We start from the raw sequence: 24,224 nt of genomic DNA, 5'->3' as shown, positions 1-24,224 counted from the left end.
GACTGATATACTCGCGAGCTTTCAAATAAGTCCAACCGGAGACCACCGTGCTCATTTCCCCCGCCTACGCGCAAGCCGCCGGCGCCGCCGATCCCACCGGCGGCATCATGGGCCTGCTGCCCATCGTCCTGATGTTCGTCGTGCTGTGGTTCCTGATGATCCGCCCGCAGATGAAGCGCGCCAAGGAACACAAGTCCATGGTCGAAGCGCTGGCCAAGGGCGACGAGGTCGTCACCCAGGGTGGCGTCGCCGGCCGCATCGTCAAGGTGAGCGACAACTTCATCACCGTCGAACTGGCACCGAACGTCGAAGTCGCGGTGCAGCGTCAGGCTGTATCGACCGTGCTGCCCAAGGGCACGCTGAAGGCGCTGTAAGCCATTCCGGCCCGGCCGGTGGCGAGCGCCACCGGCATTTCCCCTCCTGATTCCCGCCTCGCAATGAACCGCTACCCGCTCTGGAAAAACGCGCTGGTGATCGTGGCGCTGCTGCTCGGGCTGATCTACACGCTGCCCAACTTCTACGGCGAAGCCCCGGCCGTGCAGGTGTCGACGGCGCGCACCGGCGTCACCATCGACGCAGAACTGATGTCGCAGGTCGAGAACACGCTGAAGCAGGCGTCCATCGCCCACACCGGCCTGACACTGGACAACAGCGGCGTACGCGTGCGCCTGGCCGATACCGACACCCAGCTGAAGACACGCGACGTGCTCGAAAAGGCGCTGAACCCGGACGCCAATGACGCCCGCTACGTCGTGGCGCTGAACCTGCTGTCGAAATCGCCGACCTGGCTGCGCTCCTTCGGTGCGCTGCCGATGTACCTCGGCCTCGATCTGCGCGGCGGCGTGCACTTCCTGCTTCAGGTCGACATGAAGGGCGCGCTGACCAAGCGTGTCGATTCGATGGCGTCCGACCTGCGCACCCAGCTGCGCGAGAAGAACATCCGTCATGGCGGCATCAACCGCGAAGGCGACACGCTCGCGCTGCGTTTCCGCGACGCCGCCGGCCGCGACGCCGCGCGCGGCACGGTCGAGAGCGTGCTGCCCGACATGGCCTGGACCACCAGCGAATCCGGCGGCGACTTCGTGCTGACCGGCCGCATGAAGGAAATCGCCGAGAAGGACATCCGCGAGTCGGCGATCAAGCAGAACATCCTGACGCTGCAGAAGCGCGTGAACGAACTGGGCGTGGCCGAACCCATCATCCAGCAGCAGGGCGCGGACCGCATCGTCGTCCAGCTGCCCGGTGTGCAGGACGTGGCCAAGGCCAAGGACCTGATCGGCCGCACCGCTACGCTCGAAGTGCGCCTGGTCGACCAGGAGGCGATGCTCAGCGGGAATATGGACGGCCTTGAGGTCTATCCCGAGCGCGCGCGCAACGGCATCGTGACCCAGGTGCCGGTGAAGAAGCAGGTCATCCTGACCGGCGAGCGCTTCGAAACCGCGCAGTCCTCGTTCGACGACGCCAATCGCCCGGCCGTCGCCGTGAAGCTCGATTCGACCGGCGGCCGCATCATGCGCACGGTGACCCGCGAGAACCTGAAGAAGATGATGGCCATCCTGCTGTTCGAGAAGGGCCGCGGCGAGGCGATCTCGGTGGCGACCATTCAGGGCGAGTTTGGCGACCGCTTCCAGATCACCGGCCAGTTCAGCCCGCAGGAAACCAATACGCTGGCCATCCTGATCCGCTCGGGCGCGCTGGCTGCGCCGATGGACATCATCGAGGAACGCGTGATCGGCCCCTCGCTCGGCGCCGAGAACATCGACAAGGGCTTCAACTCGACGATGTGGGGCTTCCTCGCGATCGCCGTGTTCATGATCGGCTACTACATGGTGTTCGGCTTCATTTCGTCCGCCGCGCTGGCCGCCAACCTGCTGTTCCTGATCGCGCTGCTGTCGCTGCTGCAGGCCACGCTGACACTGCCCGGCATTGCCGCCATCGCGCTGACGCTGGGCATGGCGATCGACGCCAACGTGCTGATCAACGAGCGCATCCGCGAGGAACTGCGCCTCGGTGTCAGCCCGCAGGCGGCGATCACCGCCGGCTACGAGCGCGCCTGGGCGACCATTCTCGACTCCAACGTCACCACCATGATTGCCGGCCTTGCGCTGCTCATCTTCGGCTCAGGCCCGGTGCGCGGCTTCGCCGTCGTGCATTGCCTCGGCATCCTGACCTCGATGTTCAGTGCCGTGGTGGTATCGCGCGCGATGGTGAACATGGTCTATGGCCGTGCCCGCAAGCTCGAGAAGCTGTCGATCGGCACCGTCTGGAAACCGGGCGCAGGCGCCTGAACCGCATACAAGGAAAGCTGAACAGCCATGGAATTCTTCCGTATCCGGCGCGACATCCCCTTCATGCGCCATGCGCTGGTGTTCAACGTCATTTCGCTGGTGACCTTCCTGCTCGCGGTGTTCTTTCTCGCCACGCGCGGCCTGCACCTGTCGGTTGAGTTCACCGGCGGCACGCTGATGGAAGTCGCCTACAGCGAGGCGGCCGATCTGAACGCGGTGCGCAAGTCATTGACCGACAGCGGCTTCAGTGACCCGCAGGTGCAGAACTTCGGCACCGCACGCGACGTGCTGATCCGTCTGCCGCTGGTCAAGGACAGCGACTCGGCCAAGGTGAGCCAGCAGGTGATGGCCACACTGTCGGCCGGTGAAGGCGCGAAGCCCGAACTGCGCCGCGTCGAGTACGTCGGCCCGCAGGTCGGCAAGGAACTGGCCGCCGACGGTTCGCTGGCGCTGATGCTGGTGATCATCGGCATCATGATCTACCTGGCGATGCGCTTCGAGTGGCGCTTCGCGGTGTCGGCCATCATCGCCAACCTGCACGACGTGGTCATCATCCTCGGCTTCTTCGCCGCCTTCCAGTGGGAATTCTCGCTGCCGGTGCTGGCTGCGGTGCTCGCCGTACTGGGCTATTCGGTGAATGAATCGGTGGTGGTGTTCGACCGTGTGCGCGAAGTGTTTCGCAATGCACGCAAGCGCACGATGAGCGTGCCGGAAGTGCTGGACCACGCGATCACCAGCACGATCTCGCGCACCATCATCACCCACGGTTCGACGCAGATGATGGTGCTGTCGATGCTGCTGTTCGGTGGCGAGGCGCTGCACTACTTCGCAGTCGCGCTGACCATCGGCATCTGCTTCGGCATCTACTCGTCGGTGCTGGTCGCCAGCCCGCTGGTCATGTGGCTGGGCGTCAAGCGCGAGCAGCTGGCCAAACCGGTCAAGCAGAAGCAGGAAGCGGTGGTCTGAGCACAGACCCTGCACCCAAAAAAGAAACCCGGCCGCGGCCGGGTTTCTTTTTGTCTGCCCGTTCCTATCAGGGCTGGGCGAACACCTGCTTCACGCGCAGGGTCTGGCCGTTCTCGATCAGCGCGATCAGGCGGTCTATGTTCGGGTGCTTGCCCGGGTTGGCCCTGGCATCGACGGTGTGCTCGGCGTAGATGTCGAGCGCCTGCTTCGCCGCATCCGGCGTGATGGCACCGTGCAGCTGCGCGAGGTGGTTGTAGACCGCCAGCGAGCCAGCCTGGCCCGGCTTGTTCTCGATGGTGGCGACCACTTCACCGGCCGCATCCAGAAGCTGCAGCGCCGACAGGTGAGACACGCCGGGCAGCGTCTTCAGGGTTTCCGCAAAACTCATCTTCGTTTCTCCGCAATCGATCAGATGGCGCGGGCCAGACGGGCCGCGTCGCCGATATAGCTCGCCGGCGTCATCGCCAGCAGACGGTCGCGCTCGGCCTGCGGCAGATCGAGCTTGGCAATGAAGGCCTGCAGGCCTTCGCGCGTGATGCCGCGGCCGCGCGTCAGTTCCTTCAGCTGTTCGTACGGATTGGGGATGCCGTAGCGGCGCATCACCGTCTGCACCGGCTCGGCCAGCACTTCCCAGCAGGCGTCGAGGTCAGCTGCCAGCGCGGCCGGTTCGGCCAGCAGCTTGCCCAGACCGCGCGACAGCGAATCCAGCGCCAGCACGCTGTAGCCAAAGGCCACGCCCATATTGCGCAGCACGGTCGAGTCGGTCAGGTCACGCTGCATGCGCGACACCGGCAGCTTTTCCGACAGGTGGCGCAGCACCGCGTTGGCCAGGCCCAGATTGCCTTCGGCGTTCTCGAAGTCGATCGGGTTCACCTTGTGCGGCATGGTGGAACTGCCGATCTCGCCCTCCTTCAGCTTCTGCTTGAAGTAGCCGAGCGAGATGTACATCCAGAAATCGCGTGCGGCGTCGAGCAGGATGGTGTTGGCACGGCCCATCGCGTCGAACAGTTCGGCCATCGCGTCGTGCGGCTCGATCTGGATCGTGTAGGGGTTGAATTCGAGGCCGAAGGATTCGATGAATTCGCGGTTGAACTGCGGCCAGTCGACATCCGGGTAGGCGGACAGGTGGGCGTTGTAGTTGCCGACGGCGCCATTGAACTTGGCCGTCAGGCTGACCGCGGCGATGCGCGCGCGGGCGCGCATCAGGCGCGCGGCGATATTGGCCATTTCCTTGCCCAGCGTGGTCGGGCTGGCCGGCTGGCCGTGCGTGCGCGACAGCATCGGAACGTCGGCCAGTTCGTGCGCCATGCCGCGCAGACGCTCGATCACCGCGTCGAGTGCAGGCAGCAGCACCTCGGTGCGCGCCTCGTTCAGCATCAGTGCGTGCGACACGTTGTTGATGTCTTCCGAGGTACAGGCGAAGTGGATGAATTCGGACACGCCGGTCACTTCGGCATTCTTCGCCAGGCGTTCCTTCAGCCAGTACTCCATCGCCTTCACGTCGTGATTGGTGCGCGCCTCGATGGTCTTGATCGCGGCAGCGTCATCGACACCGAAGTCGCGAATGACCGTATCGAGCTCGTCCAGCGTGGCCTGCGAGAAAGCCTTCACCTCGGCGATCTGCGGGCTGGCGGCCAGCGCGCGCAGCCAGGCGATCTCGACGCGGACGCGATTGCGGATCAGGCCGTACTCGCTGAAATGGCCGCGCAGCGGGTCGAGCTTGGCAGCGTAGCGGCCGTCCAGCGGCGACAGCGCGGAAAGGGTGTGGGCACTCATGAGGAAACCTGCGGAAAGAAGGGAAAGGAATTGCCCGACGCACACACGTCGTGCAACGCAGCACGAATTTTATCATGTGCTTACGGTGGCTCCGGCGTGGCCACCGTAAGCGGGACGCTATAATTCCGACGTCGTCAAACGGTGCTGTCCATGAAACTCGTCGGTTCCCTCACCAGCCCCTACGTGCGCAAGACGCGCGTCGTGCTCGCCGAAAAGAAGATCGATTGCGAATTCGTGATCGACTCGCCCTGGGTGGACAACAGCGGCGTGCCCGATCTGAACCCGCTGGGCAAGATTCCGGTGCTGCTGCTCGATGACGACACCCGCCTGTTCGATTCGCGCGTGATCGTCGAATACCTCGACGGTGTGGCGCCGAACAACAAGCTGCTGCCGTCGACCGCGCGCGAACGCGCGCTGGTCAAGCGCTGGGAGGCGCTGGCCGACGGCATGACCGACGCCGCAGTGACCATCGTGCTTGAGCGCCGCCGCCCGGACGACGAACGCAGCGCGGGCTGGATCGCCCGCCACCGCGTCAAGATCGATCGCGCGCTGGTCGCCCTGGCGGAAGACCTCGGCGACGGGGCCTGGTGCCACGGAAACGGCATCTCGCTGGCCGACATCGCGGTCGGTTGCGCACTCGGTTACCTCGATTTCCGCATGCCCGAGCTGGACTGGCGCGCCGCCCATCCCAATCTCGCCCGCCTGCAGGAAAAACTGATGCAGCGCCCCTCGCTGGCCGACACGGTGCCGCACGAGTAAGCGACAACGGTCCGGCGCACCGCGCCGCCGGACCTCGAAGGCGGCGCTCAGGCCGCCGGCGTCGCCCCGGTGATGATGCCGCCGCCGAGGCACACCTTGCTCTCGTAGACGACGACGCTCTGCCCCGGCGTCACCGCCCACTGGGGCTCGGCGAACACGATTTCGCAGCGCTCGGCATCCACCGCGTCGATGCTGCACGGCGCGTCCGGCTGGCGGTAGCGCGTCTTCGCCGCATACACCCAGTGCGTGTGCGGCGGGCGTCCCGACACCCAGGACAGATCGCTCGCCACCAGGCTGCCCGACAGCAGGGCCGGGTGGTCATGGCCACGCACGACGTAGAGCACGTTCTTCTCCATGTCCTTGCGCGCCGAGTACCAGGCTTCGTGCTCGCCGGCGTCGTCCGCCATGCCCTTCAGGCCGCCAATGCCCAGGCCCTTGCGCTGGCCTATCGTGTGATACATCAGCCCATCGTGCCGGCCGAGCACGCGCTCGGTGTCGAGATCACGGATCTCGCCCGGCGTCACCGGCAGATAGCGCTGCAGGAACTCGCGGAACGGCCGCTCGCCGACGAAACAGATGCCGGTGGAATCTTTCTTCGCCGCGTTCGCCAACCCGGCGTCGGCTGCGATGCGACGCACGTCACGCTTGTACAGATGACCCACAGGGAACATCGTGCGCGACAGCTGCGCCTGGTTCAGCCGGTGCAGGAAATAGCTCTGGTCCTTGGTACCGTCCTCGCCCTTCAGCAGCTGAAAGCTGCCGTCGAACTCCCTGACCTGCGCGTAGTGGCCGGTGGCGATGCGGGTCGCACCCAGTTGCATCGCGTGGTCGAGAAAGGCGGTGAACTTGATCTCTGCGTTGCACAGCACGTCAGGATTCGGCGTGCGGCCGGCCTGGTACTCGCGCAGGAAGCTGGCAAACACGCGGTCCTTGTACTCGGCCGAGAAATTGACGACTTCGAGGTCCATGCCGATCACGTCGGCCGCCGATACGGCATCGATCAGGTCCTGCCGCGTCGAACAGTATTCGTCGGTGTCGTCGTCTTCCCAGTTCTTCATGAACAGGCCGACCACCTTGTAGCCGGCCTGCTTCAGCAGCAGCGCCGAGACCGACGAATCGACGCCGCCGGACATGCCGACGACGACGGTTTCGCCATTTCCGGGTGCGATACCCGCCAGTGCCTCATTCATCCGGGTAACCCCCATCCTTCCATGTTTCGATGTCCATCACGACCGCCGGCTCGGCGTGGTCGCGAAACCAGGTGTCGACCGCCCAGCGGCCACCACCGTCGTTCTGTTCAATTGTCGCGCTGAAGTGCTGCATGATGAGCCAGCTGCGTCGCCGCTCGATGCCGGCTGCGCGGTGGAAGCGCAGCGCGCCAGCCGCCTGCAGCGCTTCCAGCATGCGCTCCGTGGTGTGCGCATGATCGATGCAGTCCATGCGCCCGTAAGCGCCGTCGTCGAGGAAATCGCCAGCGCGGTCGACGTGAATGGGCGTCTGTTCGCCCGCCCAGCGGTACATGCGGGCGATGGCATCCTGCAGCCGCAGCCGCTCTTCCGCCGCATCGTTCGCCAGCTGCATTTCATTGCGCAGCGAACTGATGTGCGCCTCACTGTAGAGCACGGTCTGCGTCGTCAGGCAGCTGTAGTTGAAGCAGACGTCGAGGGCGGTCGCGTGATCCGCGCGTGCGGCCGTCACGCTCAGCAGCAGCGTCAGCAGGCAAGCGGCACGACGCATCAGGAAAAATGCCGCACGACCGTCAACGGCAAACGGACGCCGGCCAGCCAGTCCTGCACGCAGGCCCACACCAGCGGACTGCGGTGCCGGGCGCGACTGGCTTCGATCTCGGCCGGCGTCATCCAGATCGCACGGACGATGCCGTCGTCCAGCGCGCGCCCGGCGATCTGCTCTCCGGCGTCGCCGGCAAAGGCGAATCTCAGATAGGTCACTTCGCCGTCCGGTCGCCGCCACTGGTACACGCCGACCAGTTCGCGCGGCTCGAAGGGGTGGGCCGTCTCTTCCATGGCCTCGCGGGCACAGGCCTCGACCAGCGATTCGCCCTCTTCGAGATGACCGGCGGGCTGGTTCAGCATGAGTCCGCCGGAGGTGTGCTCTTCCACCATCAGGAAGCGGCCGCGGTCTTCCATCAGCGCGGCCACCGTGACGTTGGGTTTCCAGATGCGTTCGCTCATGCGGCGATTTTAACGCGGCGGGCACGCCAGGACCGCCGCCGAACGGCCGGCTTCGGCTAAAATCGTTGGTTTACCGCAATCTCTGGAGTGTTTCCCATGTCGATGGCCGACCGCGACGGTTTTATCTGGTACGACGGCAAGATGGTGCCCTGGCGCGAGGCCACCACGCACGTACTGACGCACTCGCTGCACTACGGTCTGGCGGTCTTCGAGGGCGTACGCGCCTACAACACGGAAATCGGCACCGCCATCTTCCGTCTCAAGGAACACACCGACCGGCTGTTCAATTCGGCGCACATCTACATGATGAAGATGCCGTACAGCCGCGAAGAGTTGATGGAAGCGCAGCTCGAAGTGGTGCGCGCCAACAAGCTGGAATCCTGCTACATCCGTCCGATCGCCTTCTTCGGCTCAGAAAAGATGGGCATTTCGACCCGCGGCGCTTCGGTGCACGTGTCGATCGCCGCCTGGCCCTGGGGCGCCTACCTTGGCGAGGACGGCCTGAAGCGCGGCATCCGCGTGAAGACCTCGTCCTACTCGCGCCATCACGTCAATGTGTCGATGTGCCGCGCCAAGTATTCCGGCACCTACGCGAACTCCATCCTCGCCAATATGGAAGCGACCGAACACGGCTACGACGAAGCGCTGCTGCTTGACGTCGATGGTTTCGTCGCCGAAGGCGCGGGCGAAAACCTGTTCGTGATCAAGGACAACAAGATCTACGAACCGGAAATCGCATCGGCACTGGTCGGCATCACGCGTGCGTCGGTGATCGAGATCGCCGCCGAACTGGGCTACCAGGTCGTGTCCAAGCGCCTGACCCGCGACGACATCTACACCGCGGACGAAGCCTTCTTCACCGGCACCGCCGCCGAGGTGACGCCGATCCGCGAACTGGACGGCCGCATCATCGGTGCCGGCAGCCGCGGCCCGGTCACCGAGAAGATCCAGGCCCGCTTCTTCGACGTGGTGAACGGCCGCGCGCCGGAATACCATCGCTGGCTCACCAGGATCTGAACCGGTGCGCGGCCCTTGCCGCGCACCTTTCCCGTTCCGCGGCGCCTGCGCGCCCTCTCCCTGCCCGGAGCACATTGAAATGACCCAAGCCGGTAACGATTCCAGCCGCGACCACGCACGCGAAATCGAAGTCAGCGCGAACGACCTTCCGCTGCATTGCCCGCTCCCCGGTGCGCCGCTGTGGGCGCGCCACCCGCGCGTCTTCCTCGACGTGACCAAGACCGGGCAGGCCGCCTGTCCGTACTGCGGTACCCGCTACAGCTACCACGGTCCGGCGATCGCCGGCCACTGAGCGGCGCGCGGATGGAAGTCCAGCGCAAGACCTTCTTCGCGTCGGCCCAGGAGGCGGAAACCGCCTTCTACGACGCGCGTAACCGCGGTGACATCGAAGGCATGATGGCCGTGTGGGCCGACGAGGACGACATCGTGTGCATCCTCGCCGGTTGCCAGCGCGCCAGCGGCTACGAGGCGGTGCGCGAAGCGTGGCGGCGCAGCTTCGCCGCCGCGCACGCGGATGTGCGCATCGGCAATGCGCTGGTCATCCAGGGCGCGCTGCAGGCCATCCACAGCGTGCAGGAAACGGTCACCGTGGCGGGCGAGCGCCAGCCGCGGCCGCTGCTTGCGGTGACCAACGTCTACGCACGCGGGCCGCTCGGCTGGCATATGGTGCTGCACCACGCATCGCCGCTGCCTGCCGCGCACGACGTCGGCGACGCGCCGAAGATTCTTCACTGACACCGCGCCCGGCGTGACCGCCCCGCCGCCCTTCCGTCCGGCATCGTGGCTGCCCGGCGGCCACGCACAGACCATCTGGCCGCGCTTCATCCCGCAGGCCATGCCGACGCTCGTACGCGAACGCCTCGACACGCCGGACGGCGATTTCGTCGATATCGACTGGCTGCCGCGGCAGGCCGGACAACCTCTGGTGCTGCTCTTTCACGGGCTCGAAGGCAGTTCCGGCAGTCATTACGCGAAGGCGCTGATGCATGCGCTGGCCGCGCGCGGCTGGAACGGCGCAGTCGTCCACGCGCGCGGCTGCTCGGGTGAGCCGAACCGGCTGCTGCGCGCCTACCACTCGGGCGACAGCGCCGAACTCGACTGGCTGCTGCCGCGCGTCGTACCGCGCAACGAAGGCCGACCGGTGTACGCCGTCGGCGTGTCGCTGGGCGGCAACGTGCTGTGCAAATGGCTGGGTGAACAGGGGCAGGCGGCGTCGAAGTGGCTTACCGCCGCCGCCTCGGTCTGCGCACCGGTTGACCTGGGCGCCGCCGGCCGCGCGCTGGACGAGGGCTTCAACCGCGTCTACACGCACTACTTCCTGCGCACGATGAAACCGCGCGCGCTGCTCAAGGCGCAGCGTTTCCCCGGCCTGCTGGACGAGGCGGCCATCGCCGCCTGCAATTCGATCCGCGCCTTCGACGACGCGGTCACCTCGCAGATCCACGGTTTCCGTGACGCCGACGACTACTGGACGCGCTGTGCATCACGCCCGCTGCTGAAGGCGGTGCGCACGCCGCTGCTGCTGCTGCAGTCGCTGAACGATCCGATGGTGCCCGCCTGGTCGCTCGCCACACCTGATCTGCTGTCGTCCGACGTGCGACCGGAATACACCGCGCAGGGCGGCCACGTCGGCTATGTCAGCGGCGCGCCGAAGGGCCGGCTCGACTGGCTGCCGCAGCGCGTGCTGCACTTCTTCGATACTGGCGCCTGATCCGGATCGTCCGGGCGAATGAGCGGAACTGCCGTCAGGCGGCCCCCGCAACCATGCTCAACGCGACCGCCTCGGCCACCTCGATGCCATCGACGGCCGCCGACAGGATGCCGCCAGCGTAGCCCGCCCCCTCGCCCGCCGGATAGAGGCCGCGCGTATTCAGGCTCTGGTAGCTGACCGGATCACGCTTGATGCGGATCGGCGACGAGGTCCGCGTCTCGACACCGGTCAGCACTGCGTCATGCATCGCGAAACCCTTGATCTGCCGGTCGAATGCCGGCAAGGCCTCGCGCATCGCCGTGATCGCATACTCGGGCAGAGCGGTGGCGAGGCTGCCCAGCGTGACGCCCGGCTTGTAGCTCGGCTCGACGGTGCCCAGCGCCTTCGATGGCCGGCCGGCGACGAAATCGCCGACCAGTTGCCCGGGCGCGCTGTAGTCGCCGCCACCCAGTTCGAAAGCACGGGATTCCAGCGAACGCTGGAGGTCGATGCCGGCCAGCGGATGACCGGGGTAGTCCTGCTCGGGCGAAATGCCGACCACGATGCCGGCGTTGGCATTGCGTTCGTTGCGCGAATACTGGCTCATGCCGTTGGTGACCACGCGACCCTCTTCCGAGGTCGCGGCGACCACGGTGCCGCCCGGACACATGCAGAAGCTGTAGACCGAGCGGCCGTTCTTCGCGTGATGCACCAGCTTGTAGTCGGCCGCGCCCAGTACCGGATGACCGGCGAAGTCGCCGAAGCGCGCGCGATCGATCAGGCTCTGCGGATGCTCGATGCGGAAGCCCACCGAAAACGGCTTGGCCTCGACGTAGACGCCCTTCTCGTAAAGCATGGCAAAGGTGTCGCGCGCGCTGTGGCCGATGGCCAGCACCACGTGGTCGGTGGCGATCTCACTGCCGTCGGCCAGCTTGACGCCGCGTACTGCGCCGTCCTCGATGACGAGGTCTTCGACCCGCGCCTGGAAGCGGATTTCGCCACCCAGCGACTCGATCTCCGCGCGCATCTTCTCGACCATGCCGACCAGCCGGAAAGTGCCGATGTGCGGCTTGCTCACGTAGAGGATTTCGTCCGGCGCGCCGGCCTTGACGAATTCGGTCAGCACCTTGCGGCCGTAATGCTTCGGGTCCTTGATCTGGCTGTAGAGCTTGCCGTCGGAAAAGGTACCGGCGCCGCCCTCGCCGAACTGCACGTTCGACTCCGGATTGAGCACCCGCTTGCGCCACAGGCCCCAGGTGTCCTGGGTGCGCTCGCGCACCGCCTTGCCCCGCTCCAGCACGATGGGGCGGAATCCCATCTGCGCCAGCAACAGCGCGGCGAGGATGCCGCACGGCCCCATGCCGATCACCACCGGCCGGCGGCTCAGGCCGTCGGGCGCGTGGGTAACGAACCGGTATCGCGTGTCCGGCGTCGGCTGCAGGTGCGGTGACGGCTTCTGCGCCCTCAGCACCGCCGCCTCGTCGCGCAGTTCGACGTCCAGCGTGTAGATCAGGTGGATGGCCGAGCGACGGCGGGCGTCGTAGCCGCGGCGGAACACATGAACGGACAGCAGATCGGCATCGGCGATTCGCAGCCTTTCCAGCACGGCGGCGCGCAGCGCTTCTTCCGGGTGATCGAGCGGGAGTTTTATTTCGGTCAGTCTGAGCATCGAGGCAGGGCCTTGTCTATAAGCCAGCCCGTCAGTTTACCCGCTCGCCGGTGCAGACCGGAAACGGCGCGCATTAACCAGCATGCCTTTCGCCGCTCAGGCCGCGCGCGCACTCGCGCACATCGATGCGCCCGGCGCGCAGGCGTTCGCCGATCAGCGTGGCGGCGGTCATCGCCTCGGCCTCGCCGCACATGAACACGTCCACCGCGGCGTAGCCGTGTTCCGGCCAGGTGTGGATGCTGATGTGCGACTCGGCCAGCAGCAGCACGCCGGTCACGCCCTGACCGGGGCCAAATGGGTGAAAGCGCGCGCCGAGCACACGGGCGCCGGCGACGCGGGCCGCCTCGCTCAACACGGCTTCGATCCGCGCGCAATCCTCAAGCCGGGCCGGCTCGACGCCATACAGGTCGAGCAGCACGTGCAGGCCTATCGGCGGCACGCTCATTTATGCCCCGAGCCCCAGGACGAACCCGATCCGGAGCCGGACGAGTACGAGCGCGAACGACCGCCACCGTCGTCGTCTGCATTGATGGCCAGGCTGATCAGCAGCAGCACGAGCGCGTAGATGCCGTAGAACACCCGCATGGTCAGTCGAATTCCTTCACGGTCAGCGGCAGCCACAGCAGATAGAGCGCAATGCCGGTCACCACCAGCGCATCGAAGTTGAAGGGCAGGATGTAGCGCAGGTTCAGCAGGCCGATCAGGCCGGTGAAGGTCCAGGCAAGCGGCTTCAGCGTGGCCTTGCCCGCCGCATCGAGCAGCATCGGCTTTTCCGTGTTCAGGCCGGCGGGCGCCGGTGCGATGGACGCCAGCCTGCGGCCCGCCCAGCTGGCAACCTGATCCAGCGACACCGGTTCGGCCAGCGACCAGCCCATCTCGTGCTCACTGCGCTCCAGATTGAGCACCCGGTCGCCCTGCACGTATTCACCGATCTCCGTGCGGTCGCCGGCATGCGCCCGCCACGGAAAGGCACCCACCACCTGACGTACTTCCGCCACATAGAGGTAGCGACGCACAAAGGCCTTGCCGCCCAGCGTCGCCGCGGTGGCGGTGAAGCTCTCGGGCCAGGCGTTCAGTACGCGGGCGCGCTGCCAGCCCTGGCGGGTTTCCACCAGCCAGGAGAATCCGGCCTGCGGCGCGTACAGCAGGTATTCGAACCACTCCGGTTCAGACGCGTCGGCCGGCACGCCGCAGCGCAGCCAGCCCATCACCCGCCAGGCCAGACCTTCGATGGTCAGCGTTTCGCCCGCCTGCAGGGTGGCGCTGACCGCGCGTTCGTCCGCCGCCTGACGGCTGATCACTTCGGCCTGACCGGCCGCCAGCGAAATCTGCGACCGGCAGGACGGACAGGTGAGGTGCTGGGTAGCACCGGGCACCACCGCGGCCGGCGCGCCACAGGCCGGGCAAATGAGCGTGGCCACACCGCCCTGCAGCCGCCCTGCGCGCGCCGCGACGGCGTCCACATCACGCAGACGCTGGGCGTACAGACCGGCCAGCGACACGGCACGCCCGCGGTAGCAGACCGGCGGCAGATCGGAATAGTCCAGCGTCAGAAATTCGTCGCGATGGCGGTAGTCGATCACTCGCGCCACCCAGCGCGCATCGACCGGAAACGGCAGTTCGCCCTCGGCCGCGACGCACTCCGCCTTGCGGATGTCGGACGCATGCCAGAAGGTGCCCCCGTGCGACCAGCGGTTGCCCGGCTCGACCTTGTCGAACAGCGGTGGCCCCACCGCATCGCCGTCCGGCCGCGCAATGACGAACTGACCGGCGAAATCGCCCAGCCAGCCACTGCTGCCGTCGTCGAACAGCAGATACCACTCGTTCCACACGCCGTGCTCGTAGCGCAGCTGGATGCGGCCGACCACGGTGAAACCCTGACCGGCGTACTGGCCGCTGGTCATGATCTGCACCGGCGAGTGGTCTTCGATCAGCGCCGCCTGCTTGCCGATGTCGCGCACCGCGTCGGCGTCGCGCAGCAGCGTGGTGCGGCAATAGCCGCACACTGCCATGCGCGAAGCGGCCGAACGGAACTCGACCGGTGCCCCGCAGCCGGGGCAGGCCACCTGATACATCGCCATGCGGACGTTCAGCCGCCGGTGATCTGCTTGATCACTTCGGCCTTGGCCGTGTCATAGTCGGCCTGCGTGATGAGCCCGCCGTCGAGCAAGGACTTCAGCTTGCCCAGACGGACCTCGGGCGCATCGGTCGCTGCCGCGGGCGCAGCCGGCGCACCGGCCTGTGCGTTGCGCATCGCCTCGGTCATCACCTGCCCCATCGTGAGGCCGGCACCGAGGCTCGCGCCGATGCCGGCCAGCCCGCCCTCGTTCTGCGCGGCCAGCGGAATCGCGTTGGCGGTCTGGTACTGGGTGTAGGTGGCCATATTGCCGACCATGCCCATCGAAATCCGGGTGTCGAGTGCCTTCTGCAGTTCTTCCGGCAGCGAGATGCTCTCGACCGCGAAATTGTCGATCGCCACGCCGTAGCGCTCGAACACCGGCGTCATCGCCGCCTTCACCGCGTCCGACATGACGCCCAGATTGGCCGCCATGTCGAGGAAGGGCGCAGCGGAATTGCCGAGGGTGCTGCTCATCGTCGACACGACCAGATTGCGCAGCTGCATTTCGAGGTCGTCGACCGTGTAGGTGTCGCGCGTGCCGCTTATTTCGGTGAAGAACTTCTTCGGGTCGGCCAGCTTGTACGAGTACATGCCGAAGGCGCGCAGCCGCACCATGCCGAAATCCTTGTCGCGCACCGTGACCGGTTGCGGCGTGCCCCACTTGCGGCCGAGCTGCAGGCGGGTGCTGAAGAAGTAGACGTCGCTCTTGAAGGGCGACTGGAACAGCTTGTCCCAGTTCTGCAGGTAGGTGAGGATGGGCAGCGTATTCGTGTTCAGCGTGTGCAGGCCGGGTCCGAACACGTCGGCCACCTTGCCTTCATTGACGAACACCGCCATCTGCGACTCGCGCACCGTCAGCTTCGCGCCGTACTGGATTTCGAAGTCCTGCATCGGGTAGCGCCAGGCCAGCACCCCGTCGCCGTCCTCGTTCCACTGCAGTACGTCGATGAACTGCTTCTTGATGAAATCACCGATACCCATCGTCGACTCCTCTCAGTTGTTCCACTGTTCGTCACCTTACAACGACGCCTGAACGGGGCCCGCGCCGCCCGCAGGGCCGCCCCCAAGGGCGAGCGCAGCCCCCTCGGGGGGCAGCGAACGCAGTGAGCGTGGGGGCCTTCATCTCAGGAAAGACAGGCGGCATTGATCACGCCGACCACCAGCGACACCGTGCCCATCAGCGCACCCATCGCCATATTGTTCGCTTCGATTGCCGCCTTCATTTCCGGCAGGCTGCGCTCGATCAGCAGATAGGCCGCCACCTGCACCACCGCCGCCAGCGTGCCCCAGGCGACGAACATCAGGTAGTGGTCGTTGTGCAGAATGCTGGATGCCACGGTCAGCGAGAAGCCGACGATGGCGCCGGCCAGCGACAGCGCGGCAGCGGTGCAGCCGCGGCGGATCAGCGGCATTTCGTGGAAGGGCGTGAAGCGCACATAGACGGCTGCGAACAGGCCGACCATGATCAGCCCGGACAGCAGGTGCTTCAGATAGAGGTAGAACTGATCGACCGGCAGTTGCGGCATGATTGCGCGTCTCCAACCTTCTCCGTGGTCTGTGCGCACGCACTCTAGCCGCTGCCCCATGCCGCCGCAATCCCGCCCTGAACCCGATCTGCATGGCACCGCGACACCCGGCACGGACGCTGGCTCACACCACCCCGGGCTCATCGTCGCGGTTTTCGTCGTCGCCTCATGCGGACTGGCCTATGAACTGATTGCCGGTGCGCTTGCAAGTTATCTGCTGGGCGAATCGGTGCTGCGCTTCTCGACCATCATCGGCGCCTACCTGTTCGCCATGGGCATCGGCTCCCACCTGTCGAAGTATGTAGACGAAAAGGTCGTGCTGGCGCGCTTCATCGACATCGAACTGATGGTGGGCCTGCTCGGCGGCCTGTCGGCCTGCGCGCTGTTCCTGATCTATGCCTGGGCCGGCAGCCCCTTCCGCGTGTCGCTGTACGCCATCGTGCTGCTGATCGGAGTGCTGGTGGGCATGGAAATCCCTCTGGTGATGCGCCTGCTGCACCAGCGCAAGCAGGCTTTCGAGGCGCTGGTGAGCAAGGTGCTCACCTTCGATTATCTCGGTGCGCTGGCGGTGTCACTACTGTTCCCGCTGGTGTTCGCACCGCTGCTCGGACTGGCGCGCACGGCGGTGGTATTCGGCCTGCTCAACGCCGGCATCGGTCTATGGGTGACCCACCGCTACCGCGCCGAACTGCCACAGGCGCGCGCACTGATGCTGCGCGGCTGGCTGGTGCTGGCGGTGCTGCTTGGCGCACTGGCCTGGGCGCAGAAGCTGACCGATGCGGCCGAGGCCGGCCTCTACGGCGACGTCATCGTTCATCAGGAAACCACGCCCTTCCAGCGCATCGTGCTCACCCGCTGGCAGGACGACACCCGGCTCTACCTGAACGGCAACCTGCAGTTCTCCACCCGCGACGAGCACCGCTACCACGAAGCGCTGGTGCACCCGGCACTGGCCGCGCTGCCACACGCGAAGCGCGTGCTGGTGCTGGGCGGCGGCGACGGTCTGGCGGTGCGCGAAGTGCTGAAGTACCCACAGGTCGAGCAGGTGACGCTGGTCGAACTCGACCCGGCGATGACCCGCCTGTTCCGCGACACCGACGATCTGGCCGCGCTGAATGCCTACGCACTGCGCGACGCGCGCGTGAGCACCGTCAATGCCGACGCCGCACAGTGGCTGGAGACCGCGCCCGCTCCCGGCTGGGACCTCATCGTCGCCGACTTCCCGGACCCGTCGCACTACGCGCTGGGCAAGCTGTACGCGGTACCGATCTACCGCCTGATGGCGCGCCATCTGGCACCCGGCGGACTGATCGTCGTGCAGTCCACCTCGCCCTGGTACGCGCCGCGCGCCTACTGGTGCGTGGACGCCACCTTGCGCGAGGCCGGCCTGCACACCGCGCCCTATCACGCCAGCGTGCCCAGCTTCGGCGACTGGGGCTTCATCATCGCCGGCCGCGACGCAGGCTACCGGCCACCGCTCGCCCTGCCTGCCGGACTGCGCCATCTCGACGCACCCACGCTGGCGCAGATGTTCGACTTCCCGCCCGACATGCGCGCGCCGGCGGTCGAGCCGAACCGGCTGAACACGCAGATGCTGGTGCATTACTTCGAAGAAGACTGGTCGCGGCAGATGCGATGAAGCGACGCAGCTTCCTGACCGCGGCTGCCAGTCTGCCGCTGTTCGCCGCCTGCGGCGATGTGCGCACGCCGCCCGCGATCAGCGTGCTGCGGCCGGGCATGCGCGAGGGCCACGCTCTGCGCGACACGGCCGCGCTGCCAACGCCATCCGGCGAACTGCGCTGCGCGGTCGCCATTCTCGGTTCCGGCGTTGCCGGGCTGACCGCCGCCTGGCGACTGGCGCGCGAAGGGCAGCGCGACGTGGTGCTGGTCGACGGTCCGGAGCCCGACGGCAATGCGGCCGCGGGCGCGCTCGGCGGCATCGCCTGCCCGCGCGGTGCGCACTACCTGCCGCTGCCCGGCCGCGAGGCGACTCACGTGCGCGACATGCTGGCCGATCTCGGCGTGCTGTACGGCGCCCCGGGCGCCGCCGCGCCCGAGTACGACGAACAGGTTCTGGTCCATCCGGCCGCCGAACGCACGTTCGCGGGCGGCCTCTGGCACGAAGGCCTGCTGCCGCGTTCGACGGCGGACGACGTCGCCGCAGCCGACCGCTTCGAGGCGGCGATGCGCGACTGGGCTGCGCGCCGCGGCACCGACGGCCTGTTCGCCTTCACCGTGCCGCTGGCCGCCTGTTCGCGAGACGTCGCACTGCGTGCGCTCGACCGCGTCAGCTTCGCAGCCTGGCTCGACGCGCAGTCGCATCGCCACCTGGCGCTGCGCCGCTACATCGACTACGCGATGCGCGACGACTACGGTGCGCCGGCCGGCGAGATCTCGGCCTGGGCCGGCCTGCACTACTTCTGCAGCCGGCGCGGCGAAGCCCGCAACGCGGAAGCCGGCACGGTACTGACGTGGCCGCAAGGCTTGTCGGCATTGACCGCCGGCCTGCGCGCGCGACTCGGCAACACGCGGACTGTGGCCGGACACGCCGTCCAGCTGCGCGGCGGTCGCAGCGCGGTGAACATCACGGTACTCGCGCCTGACGGACGCAGCCTGCTGTTGCAGGCCGGGCACGCGATCTGCGCGATGCCGCTGCACGTCGCCCACCGGATCGACCCCGAACTGACCGCCAGCCTGCCACGCGAAGCGCTGCCGCCAACCGCGCCCTGGCTGGTCGCCAACGTGCTGCTCGATGGCTTTCCACACGAGCGACCTGGCGTCGACCTGGCCTGGGACAACGTAGTGCACGAAGGTCGCGGCCTCGGTTACGTGGTCGCGACCCACCAGCTCACCCGTGTCGCTCGGCCACCGGCAACCGTATTCACTGCTTACCAGTCGGGCTGGACAGACGCAGCCGAGGCACGCCGCTGGCTGGCTTCGGCTGACGACGCGGCACTGCTGGACCTCGCTCTCGCCGACCTCGACCTCGCCTACGACGCCCGCTGGCGTCGGCGCATCCGGGCGGTCGAACTGGTGCTGCGCGCGCACGCGATGGCGATACCGCAACCGGGCTTCATCGACGCGCCGGCGCGCGCGCTGCGTGACCGCGGCGGGCGCGTGCTGCACGCCCACGCGGATGTCAGCGGTCTGTCGCTGTTCGAAGAGGCGGCGTGGTGGGGAGATCAGGCCGCACGGACGCTGCTCGGCCGCCACTGAGGCGCTCCACCTCGTCGCACGAGGCGGCCGGCAGCCAGACATCGATCTGGAGCGAGGTTTCGGCCGCGTCGGTCGCATCCGCCGCGCGGGCCTCCACCCGGCCGCCGTGCAGGCTGACGATTTCGCGGCAGATGGCAAGGCCGGCGCCGGTTCCACCGCCTGGCGGACGCTGCGTCGCGGCAGGTCCGAACGGATCGAACAGGCTGTCCAGCTCCGCTTCCGTCATGCGCAGTCCCTTGCTGCGCACACTGACCGTGACGCCGCTGTATCCGTCACGCGACGTGGGCGACACGAGCACGCCGACCGGGCTGCCCGCCGACGAGCGGCGGAGCGCGTGTTCGAGCAAGGTACGCAGAGCCTGCTGCAGCCGTACCGGATCGGCGTCGATCATCCTGTCGTCGCCGACCTGCAGCGTCACGCTGATCTGCTGTCCGCCGGCGCAGGCACGCAAGGCCTCGTCAAGCAGCTCGCGCGGCGCACACAGGCTGCGCTGAAGGCACAGCGTGCCGGCGCCGAGGCGCGACAGGTCGAGCAGTTCATCGACCTGAGCCAGCAGCCGTTCGCCGTTTTCACGGATCACCTCGAAGCGATGGCGAGTGACGTCGCACAACGGAGGTCGACCGCGCAACGCGATGCGGGCGAAGCCCAGAATGGCGTGTATCGGCGTGCGCAGTTCGTGCGACACACCGGCGAGGAAGGCGCTCTTCGCGCCATTTGCCAGTTCGGCCGTGCGCTGAGCGGCAGCGCTGTCCTTCAGCTGCATCTCGACCAGCTCGGTCAGCCGGTCGCGGTGGCGCATCAGTTCGGCTTCGGCATGCTGACGCGCCCGTTCGCGCAAACCGGCTTCGAGAATGAGCCCGAAGGTGCTCGCCGCGCCCTGCACGCTGGCCAGACGGTCGTCGTCGATCCGACCATCGCTCGCCGCCAGACCGATCAGGCCGGTCAGCAGTTCGCCACGGGTTACGGCGATGCAGAGCAACCCGCGCCCGGCAGCCGAGTCGGCACCGGCGGCGACGATGCTGCCGGACACGCAGCTGCGGCCACCCGCCTTCAGCACGCCTTCGATCAGGTCGGCGCGCTCGCTGAGCCAGTCGGTCTCGCGGCAGGCCAGCAGGCCGATGTGCGCCGTGCCGTTCGCGTCGCGGGCAACCTCGCCGAGAAAGCCGTCGTCGCAGCCGGACAGCTCGCACAGGATGTCGAGCATGCCGGCGAACACCGCATCCGCCGGCTCGCCGGCGATGAAGCGGGCCTGCAGCCGGCCGAGCATCGCGAACTGATCGCGGCTGCGCGCCAGCGCGGCCTCGACGCGCTTGCGCTCGCTGATGTCGCGCGCGTAACCGACCGTGCCCAGCAGGCCGCCGTCCTCGTCCAGCACCGGCGCCGTCCATGCCTCGAACCAGTGACGCCGATCACCGCTGTCGATGACCGACTCCGAATACTTCGGTGCGCGGCTCTGCAATACCTCGATGTCCTCGACACGATAGGCGATCGCCTGCTCGGTCGGCCACAGATCGTCGTCGTCGAGGCCGCGCGCATCGTCCGGGTGGGCCAGCCCGCCGGCCTCGGCCAGCGGCCGGTTGACGGCCAGGAAGCGCAGATCGCGGTCCTTCAGCCACACCATGAAGGGGAAATTGTCGAGCAGCGCCCGCTGATAGCGCATCGCGCGTCGCAACTCGCCCTGCATCCGGTAAGGCTCGCTCATGTCCTGGACGATGCCGGCCAGGCGCGGCGCGTCGCCCTCCTGTCCCGACTCCAGACGGCCCTCGAACAGCACCCGGCGCACCTCGCCCCGGCCGTCGGTCAGACAGACTTCGGTCCGGTGACGCGCACCGGCCAGCGCGGCGCGCCAAGCCCGCTCAAGCTGCCCCCGGTCCTCGACGGCAACATGACCGAGCAGATCGTCGAAACCACGCACGCGGGTTGCGTCCAGCCCAAGAATGGCAAGCGCCCGCGGCGACCAGTCGAAAGCCCCCGCCTCGTGCTCCCAGGTGCCGGTGCGTCCGAGCGTCTGCGCGCGTTCGAGAACGCCGTGCAGGTGATCGAGTTCGCGCCGTGTGGTGTCCAACCTCGTCCCGGCCGCCCACAGCGCGACGCAGGCGATCAGGGTCGGCACCAGCGTCAGCGCGACGCCGGACCCCGCCGAGCGCGCGTGCACCGCGGCGCCGAAAAGGTGAGACAGATCGGCCGCCAGCAGTCCGGCTGTCAGTGCAAGCAGCAGGTAGGCCAGCCAGTGGCGGGCGACATGGCGACCGAGATGGCACAGCGAGCTCATCGGCACGGGAAGGTCAGCGGGGTTCGGGCGACCTGTATTGAACGGCCGCCGACCGGCGAATCTTGAGCCTTGGCCGGAATGGCCGGACGATGTGAAAGGCATCACGGACTGCAGCCGGGTCCAGCGCATGAAATCACCATGCACGATGCGCGCCGAAGCGCCTGCGCGCTAGACTGCCCGTCAGAATCAGGACATGCAGGAGGCGCATTTGCCGTCCGCCGACACCCCGCAGCCGAAACAGATCCCGAACGACAGACGCCTACGCCCCCGCATGGATGCGAACGCGCGCAGCCTGTCGCCGGGTAATCGTCTGTTCCTGCTGTGGCCCTTGATCGCCATCGTGCTGTTACTGCTGGCGCTGGCCGCGCTGAGCATGGAAATCATGTCCGGCGCCCGCGCCTATGTCAGCGGCGAGAGCCTGTGGAGCAAGGGGCAGAAGGCGGCGGTGATGCACCTGCTCGACTACGTCGCCTCGGGCGACCAGGCCGACTACGCGGACTACCGCCGCAACATCGGCATCACGCTCGGCGACCGCCGGGCACGCGAAGCGCTCGACCGGCCGGACCCAGACCGCGCTGCCGCAGCTCAAGGCTTCCTCGATGGCGGCAACGACGCGGGCGACGTGCCCAGCCTGATCCGCCTGTTCGTCTGGTTCCGCTGGGCGCCACCGATGCGCGAGGCGATCGATCTGTGGACCGAAGGCGACCGGCTGATCGGCGAGATCGATGCGGTAGCGCGCGTCGCCCACGGCCAGATCAGCGCCGGCAGCCTGACGGCGGACGAGCGCGCGGTACTGACGCTGCGCGTACGCCAGCTCAATGCCACGCTGGAGTCGGTGGCCGTCCGCTTCTCGTGGACACTCGGCGACATTTCGCGCCGCATACACCGCGGCCTCAACGTGGCAATGTTGGTGGTCAGCAGCCTGTCGCTGGTCGTCGGCGTGATGCTGACGCGACGCATGTTGCGCGAGTCGCAGCAGGTCGAACTCGATCTGCGCACGAGTGAAGCCAGCCTGCGCGAGGCGCAGCGTCTGGCCGAAGTGGGCAGCTGGTCGCACCGCGTCGATCGTGGACAGACCGAGTGGTCGGACCAGGCGCGGCGCATGCTCGGAGGCGACGACGGCGGCTGGATGCCCGCATGGGGCGACTATCTCGACCGCATCGCCGATGCCGACCGCGGTCGCATCGAAGCGGCGTGGAAGGCGGCGCGCAGCGAGGGCCGGCCCTATGAGGCCGAGTACCGCATCCAGGTCCCGGGCCGCGGTCAGCGCTGGATACATGAGCGCGGCAATCCGGTCAGCGACGCCAGCGGCGAGGTGGTCATCATCGACGGCACGGTGATGGACGTATCCAAACGCCGCGACGCGGAAGAGCGCGTTCGCCAGCTCGCCCACTACGACGAACTGACCGGCCTGCCCAACCGCGCCCTGTTCCAGATCGAACTGCAGCGCGCGCTGGTCGCCGCCCATGCGCTGGACACACGGCTCGCGCTGATGTTCATCGACCTCGACCGTTTCAAGATCATCAATGACACGCTGGGCCACGACGCCGGCGATCTGGTGCTGGTCGAGGTGGCGCAGCGCCTGCGCGCCTCGCTGCGGGACACCGACATCGTCGCCCGCCTGGGCGGCGACGAGTTCGTCGTGCTGATCGAAGGCATCGAAGCCAACAGCGAGGCGGCCACCGTTGCGCAGAAGGTGCTCGAACAGATCGGCCGTCCGATCGCCATCGACGAACGCGATTACTCGGTCACCGCCAGCATCGGCATCAGTCAGTACCCGACCGACGGACAAGACGTGCAGGCCCTGCGCAAGAACGCCGACCTCGCGATGTATCGCGCCAAGGAAAAGGGCAAGAACCAGTACGAGTTCTACTCGGTGTACATGAGCAGGCGCTCGTCGCAGCAGCTGGCGCTGGAGGCGGACCTGCGCCAAGCACTGGAACGCGGCGAACTGGTCGTGCATTACCAGCCGCGGGTACGCGTCGCTGGTGGCACGGCACGCATCGTCGGCTGCGAAGCGCTGCTGCGCTGGCAGCACCCGCAGCGCGGCCTGCTGTCGCCGGGCCAGTTCGTCGGCATGGCGGAAGAAACCGGCCTCATCGTGCAGATCGGCCTGTGGGTGCTCGAAACCGCCTGCCGCCAGAACGCCGCCTGGCTCCAGGCCGGGCTGCCGCCGATCAGTGTGTCGGTCAATGTGTCGGCCCGTCAGCTGGCCGATCGCGGCTTTGCCGACCAGGTCGGCCGCGTGCTCGAACACAGCGGCATGGCAGCCGACGCGCTTGAACTGGAAATCACCGAAAGCCTGCTGATGGATCACCCCGAGCGTTCGGTCAAACTGCTGCACGCGCTCAACGCGCTTGGCGTGCGCATTGCCATCGACGATTTCGGCACCGGCCACTCGTCGCTCGCCTACCTGAAGCGCTTCCCGATCGACTGCATCAAGATAGACCGCGCCTTCGTCGCCGACCTGCCTGACGAAGCGGACGCCTGTTCGATCGCCCGCGCCATCGTCGCGCTGGCGCACAGCCTGCAGCGCTCGGTCGTGGCGGAGGGCGTCGAAACGACGGCGCAGCGCGACTTCCTGCTGCAGCAGGGCTGCGACGAGTTCCAGGGCTTCCTGTTCAGCGCGGCGGTGGACGCCGACACGTTCGCGGCGCTGCACAAGGCCGCGGCCGAGCCGGTCAACGCCTGATCGTCCGGGGCGGCAGGTTGCGGTGCGGTAGAATCCGCGCCG

General features: G+C 67.3%; 23 protein-coding genes. 11 read left to right on the top strand and 12 right to left on the bottom strand.

Going from position 1 to position 24,224, the window contains the following annotated elements:
* The first annotated feature begins 47 nt into the window (after positions 1-47).
* From yajC to secF, 3 genes are all read left to right on the top strand, one after another.
* Positions 48-374, top strand: coding sequence for a preprotein translocase subunit YajC (gene yajC, locus METRZ18153_RS0105335; RefSeq protein ID WP_019919264.1), 327 nt, complete (start codon positions 48-50; stop codon positions 372-374).
* A gap of 63 nt (positions 375-437) precedes the next feature.
* Positions 438-2,288 carry a protein translocase subunit SecD gene (gene secD / locus METRZ18153_RS0105330; RefSeq protein WP_020163746.1) on the top strand — a complete coding sequence of 617 codons (1,851 nt, stop codon included), beginning with the start codon at positions 438-440 and terminating at the stop codon, positions 2,286-2,288.
* Between the two features lie 27 nt (positions 2,289-2,315).
* Complete coding sequence (gene secF, locus METRZ18153_RS0105325; protein ID WP_019919266.1) at positions 2,316-3,254, top strand: protein translocase subunit SecF; 939 nt, start codon at positions 2,316-2,318, stop codon at positions 3,252-3,254.
* Between the two features lie 67 nt (positions 3,255-3,321).
* Here secF and METRZ18153_RS0105320 read toward each other — a convergent pair whose 3' ends face one another.
* The gene (locus tag METRZ18153_RS0105320; protein ID WP_020163745.1) at positions 3,322-3,642 is read right to left on the bottom strand and encodes a DUF2322 family protein; all 321 of its coding nucleotides are present in this window, start codon (positions 3,640-3,642) and stop codon (positions 3,322-3,324) included.
* 20 nt (positions 3,643-3,662) lie between these two features.
* Positions 3,663-5,030, bottom strand: a complete 1,368-nt coding sequence (purB, locus tag METRZ18153_RS0105315) for an adenylosuccinate lyase (protein ID WP_020163744.1) — start codon at positions 5,028-5,030, stop codon at positions 3,663-3,665.
* Between the two features lie 150 nt (positions 5,031-5,180).
* Between purB and METRZ18153_RS0105310 the strand changes: the two genes are divergently transcribed.
* Entirely contained in the window at positions 5,181-5,789 is a 609-nt protein-coding gene (locus tag METRZ18153_RS0105310; RefSeq protein ID WP_029143567.1) for a glutathione S-transferase, read from the top strand.
* 47 nt (positions 5,790-5,836) lie between these two features.
* Here METRZ18153_RS0105310 and mnmA read toward each other — a convergent pair whose 3' ends face one another.
* From mnmA to METRZ18153_RS0105295, 3 genes are read right to left on the bottom strand one after another with little or no spacing between them, the layout of a single operon-like run.
* Positions 5,837-6,979: a tRNA 2-thiouridine(34) synthase MnmA gene (gene mnmA / locus METRZ18153_RS0105305; protein ID WP_020163742.1), complete on the bottom strand. Its 1,143-nt coding sequence runs from the start codon at positions 6,977-6,979 to the stop codon at positions 5,837-5,839.
* Entirely contained in the window at positions 6,972-7,526 is a 555-nt protein-coding gene (locus METRZ18153_RS0105300) for a hypothetical protein (RefSeq protein WP_020163741.1), read from the bottom strand. Before METRZ18153_RS0105300 ends, mnmA begins: the two co-directional genes overlap by 8 nt.
* Positions 7,526-7,981, bottom strand: coding sequence for an NUDIX hydrolase (locus METRZ18153_RS0105295; protein WP_020163740.1), 456 nt, complete (start codon positions 7,979-7,981; stop codon positions 7,526-7,528). The genes METRZ18153_RS0105300 and METRZ18153_RS0105295 overlap by 1 nt, the downstream gene beginning before the upstream one ends.
* Before the next feature lie 96 nt (positions 7,982-8,077).
* Between METRZ18153_RS0105295 and METRZ18153_RS0105290 the strand changes: the two genes are divergently transcribed.
* The 4 genes from METRZ18153_RS0105290 (at position 8,078) to METRZ18153_RS0105275 (ending at position 10,709) form a co-directional block, all read left to right on the top strand.
* Complete coding sequence (locus tag METRZ18153_RS0105290) at positions 8,078-8,998, top strand: branched-chain amino acid transaminase (protein ID WP_019919273.1); 921 nt, start codon at positions 8,078-8,080, stop codon at positions 8,996-8,998.
* A gap of 79 nt (positions 8,999-9,077) precedes the next feature.
* A complete protein-coding gene (locus METRZ18153_RS0105285; protein WP_018228380.1) occupies positions 9,078-9,290 on the top strand; it encodes a zinc-finger domain-containing protein in 213 nt (70 codons plus the stop codon).
* Positions 9,291-9,301: 11 nt separating this feature from the next.
* A complete protein-coding gene (locus METRZ18153_RS0105280) occupies positions 9,302-9,733 on the top strand; it encodes a YybH family protein (RefSeq protein WP_019919274.1) in 432 nt (143 codons plus the stop codon).
* A gap of 13 nt (positions 9,734-9,746) precedes the next feature.
* On the top strand, positions 9,747-10,709 hold the full coding sequence (locus tag METRZ18153_RS0105275) for a hydrolase (RefSeq protein WP_020163739.1): 963 nt from the start codon (positions 9,747-9,749) through the stop codon (positions 10,707-10,709).
* A gap of 34 nt (positions 10,710-10,743) precedes the next feature.
* Here METRZ18153_RS0105275 and METRZ18153_RS0105270 read toward each other — a convergent pair whose 3' ends face one another.
* The 6 genes from METRZ18153_RS0105270 to METRZ18153_RS0105245 form a co-directional block, all read right to left on the bottom strand.
* Complete coding sequence (locus tag METRZ18153_RS0105270; RefSeq protein ID WP_020163738.1) at positions 10,744-12,357, bottom strand: NAD(P)/FAD-dependent oxidoreductase; 1,614 nt, start codon at positions 12,355-12,357, stop codon at positions 10,744-10,746.
* Between the two features lie 73 nt (positions 12,358-12,430).
* On the bottom strand, positions 12,431-12,802 hold the full coding sequence (gene speD / locus METRZ18153_RS0105265; protein ID WP_020163737.1) for an adenosylmethionine decarboxylase: 372 nt from the start codon (positions 12,800-12,802) through the stop codon (positions 12,431-12,433).
* Positions 12,799-12,942, bottom strand: a complete 144-nt coding sequence (locus METRZ18153_RS20960; RefSeq protein WP_018228375.1) for a hypothetical protein — start codon at positions 12,940-12,942, stop codon at positions 12,799-12,801. The genes speD and METRZ18153_RS20960 overlap by 4 nt, the downstream gene beginning before the upstream one ends.
* 2 nt (positions 12,943-12,944) lie before the next feature.
* Positions 12,945-14,438, bottom strand: coding sequence for a DUF4178 domain-containing protein (locus METRZ18153_RS0105255; protein WP_020163736.1), 1,494 nt, complete (start codon positions 14,436-14,438; stop codon positions 12,945-12,947).
* Positions 14,439-14,446: 8 nt separating this feature from the next.
* Positions 14,447-15,457 carry an SPFH domain-containing protein gene (locus tag METRZ18153_RS0105250; RefSeq protein WP_020163735.1) on the bottom strand — a complete coding sequence of 337 codons (1,011 nt, stop codon included), beginning with the start codon at positions 15,455-15,457 and terminating at the stop codon, positions 14,447-14,449.
* 143 nt (positions 15,458-15,600) lie between these two features.
* Entirely contained in the window at positions 15,601-16,002 is a 402-nt protein-coding gene (locus METRZ18153_RS0105245) for a DUF350 domain-containing protein (protein ID WP_020163734.1), read from the bottom strand.
* 58 nt (positions 16,003-16,060) lie between these two features.
* Here METRZ18153_RS0105245 and METRZ18153_RS0105240 point away from each other — a divergent pair, with 58 nt between their 5' ends.
* On the top strand, positions 16,061-17,641 hold the full coding sequence (locus METRZ18153_RS0105240; RefSeq protein WP_020163733.1) for a polyamine aminopropyltransferase: 1,581 nt from the start codon (positions 16,061-16,063) through the stop codon (positions 17,639-17,641).
* On the top strand, positions 17,638-19,218 hold the full coding sequence (locus tag METRZ18153_RS0105235; RefSeq protein WP_020163732.1) for an NAD(P)-binding protein: 1,581 nt from the start codon (positions 17,638-17,640) through the stop codon (positions 19,216-19,218). The genes METRZ18153_RS0105240 and METRZ18153_RS0105235 overlap by 4 nt, the downstream gene beginning before the upstream one ends.
* On the opposite strand, the gene METRZ18153_RS0105230 is transcribed toward METRZ18153_RS0105235, so the two are convergent.
* Positions 19,142-21,490 (bottom strand): PAS domain-containing sensor histidine kinase, encoded by a 2,349-nt coding sequence (locus tag METRZ18153_RS0105230; protein ID WP_029143564.1) that lies wholly within the window; start codon positions 21,488-21,490, stop codon positions 19,142-19,144. The two genes, METRZ18153_RS0105235 and METRZ18153_RS0105230, sit on opposite strands and share 77 nt — an antisense overlap.
* Positions 21,491-21,761: 271 nt before the next feature.
* On the opposite strand from METRZ18153_RS0105230, the gene METRZ18153_RS0105225 reads away from it, so the two are divergent.
* On the top strand, positions 21,762-24,182 hold the full coding sequence (locus tag METRZ18153_RS0105225; RefSeq protein WP_020163731.1) for a putative bifunctional diguanylate cyclase/phosphodiesterase: 2,421 nt from the start codon (positions 21,762-21,764) through the stop codon (positions 24,180-24,182).
* The last annotated feature ends 42 nt before the right edge of the window (positions 24,183-24,224 follow it).

This window comes from Methyloversatilis discipulorum, assembly GCF_000385375.1.
Taxonomy (GTDB): Bacteria; Pseudomonadota; Gammaproteobacteria; order Burkholderiales; family Rhodocyclaceae; genus Methyloversatilis; species Methyloversatilis discipulorum_A.
Note: the sequence above shows the minus strand (reverse complement) of the source record. Positions and strands in the feature narration are given on the sequence as shown.

Bases quoted from the DNA above. Each gene is read 5' to 3' on its own strand.
- METRZ18153_RS0105250 (WP_020163735.1), bottom strand. From the start codon at position 15,457: ATGGGTATCGGTGATTTCATCAAGAAGCAGTTCATCGACGTACTGCAG.
- METRZ18153_RS0105285 (WP_018228380.1), top strand. From the start codon at position 9,078: ATGACCCAAGCCGGTAACGATTCCAGCCGCGACCACGCACGCGAAATC.
- purB (WP_020163744.1), bottom strand. From the start codon at position 5,030: ATGAGTGCCCACACCCTTTCCGCGCTGTCGCCGCTGGACGGCCGCTAC.
- secD (WP_020163746.1), top strand. From the start codon at position 438: ATGAACCGCTACCCGCTCTGGAAAAACGCGCTGGTGATCGTGGCGCTG.
- METRZ18153_RS0105310 (WP_029143567.1), top strand. From the start codon at position 5,181: ATGAAACTCGTCGGTTCCCTCACCAGCCCCTACGTGCGCAAGACGCGC.
- METRZ18153_RS0105280 (WP_019919274.1), top strand. From the start codon at position 9,302: ATGGAAGTCCAGCGCAAGACCTTCTTCGCGTCGGCCCAGGAGGCGGAA.
- METRZ18153_RS0105255 (WP_020163736.1), bottom strand. From the start codon at position 14,438: ATGGCGATGTATCAGGTGGCCTGCCCCGGCTGCGGGGCACCGGTCGAG.
- METRZ18153_RS0105225 (WP_020163731.1), top strand. From the start codon at position 21,762: ATGGATGCGAACGCGCGCAGCCTGTCGCCGGGTAATCGTCTGTTCCTG.
- METRZ18153_RS20960 (WP_018228375.1), bottom strand. From the start codon at position 12,942: ATGCGGGTGTTCTACGGCATCTACGCGCTCGTGCTGCTGCTGATCAGC.
- secF (WP_019919266.1), top strand. From the start codon at position 2,316: ATGGAATTCTTCCGTATCCGGCGCGACATCCCCTTCATGCGCCATGCG.
- METRZ18153_RS0105270 (WP_020163738.1), bottom strand. From the start codon at position 12,357: ATGCTCAGACTGACCGAAATAAAACTCCCGCTCGATCACCCGGAAGAA.
- speD (WP_020163737.1), bottom strand. From the start codon at position 12,802: ATGAGCGTGCCGCCGATAGGCCTGCACGTGCTGCTCGACCTGTATGGC.
- METRZ18153_RS0105235 (WP_020163732.1), top strand. From the start codon at position 17,638: ATGAAGCGACGCAGCTTCCTGACCGCGGCTGCCAGTCTGCCGCTGTTC.
- mnmA (WP_020163742.1), bottom strand. From the start codon at position 6,979: ATGAATGAGGCACTGGCGGGTATCGCACCCGGAAATGGCGAAACCGTC.
- METRZ18153_RS0105240 (WP_020163733.1), top strand. From the start codon at position 16,061: ATGCCGCCGCAATCCCGCCCTGAACCCGATCTGCATGGCACCGCGACA.
- METRZ18153_RS0105230 (WP_029143564.1), bottom strand. From the start codon at position 21,490: ATGAGCTCGCTGTGCCATCTCGGTCGCCATGTCGCCCGCCACTGGCTG.
- METRZ18153_RS0105320 (WP_020163745.1), bottom strand. From the start codon at position 3,642: ATGAGTTTTGCGGAAACCCTGAAGACGCTGCCCGGCGTGTCTCACCTG.
- METRZ18153_RS0105245 (WP_020163734.1), bottom strand. From the start codon at position 16,002: ATGCCGCAACTGCCGGTCGATCAGTTCTACCTCTATCTGAAGCACCTG.
- METRZ18153_RS0105290 (WP_019919273.1), top strand. From the start codon at position 8,078: ATGTCGATGGCCGACCGCGACGGTTTTATCTGGTACGACGGCAAGATG.
- METRZ18153_RS0105300 (WP_020163741.1), bottom strand. From the start codon at position 7,526: ATGCGTCGTGCCGCTTGCCTGCTGACGCTGCTGCTGAGCGTGACGGCC.
- METRZ18153_RS0105295 (WP_020163740.1), bottom strand. From the start codon at position 7,981: ATGAGCGAACGCATCTGGAAACCCAACGTCACGGTGGCCGCGCTGATG.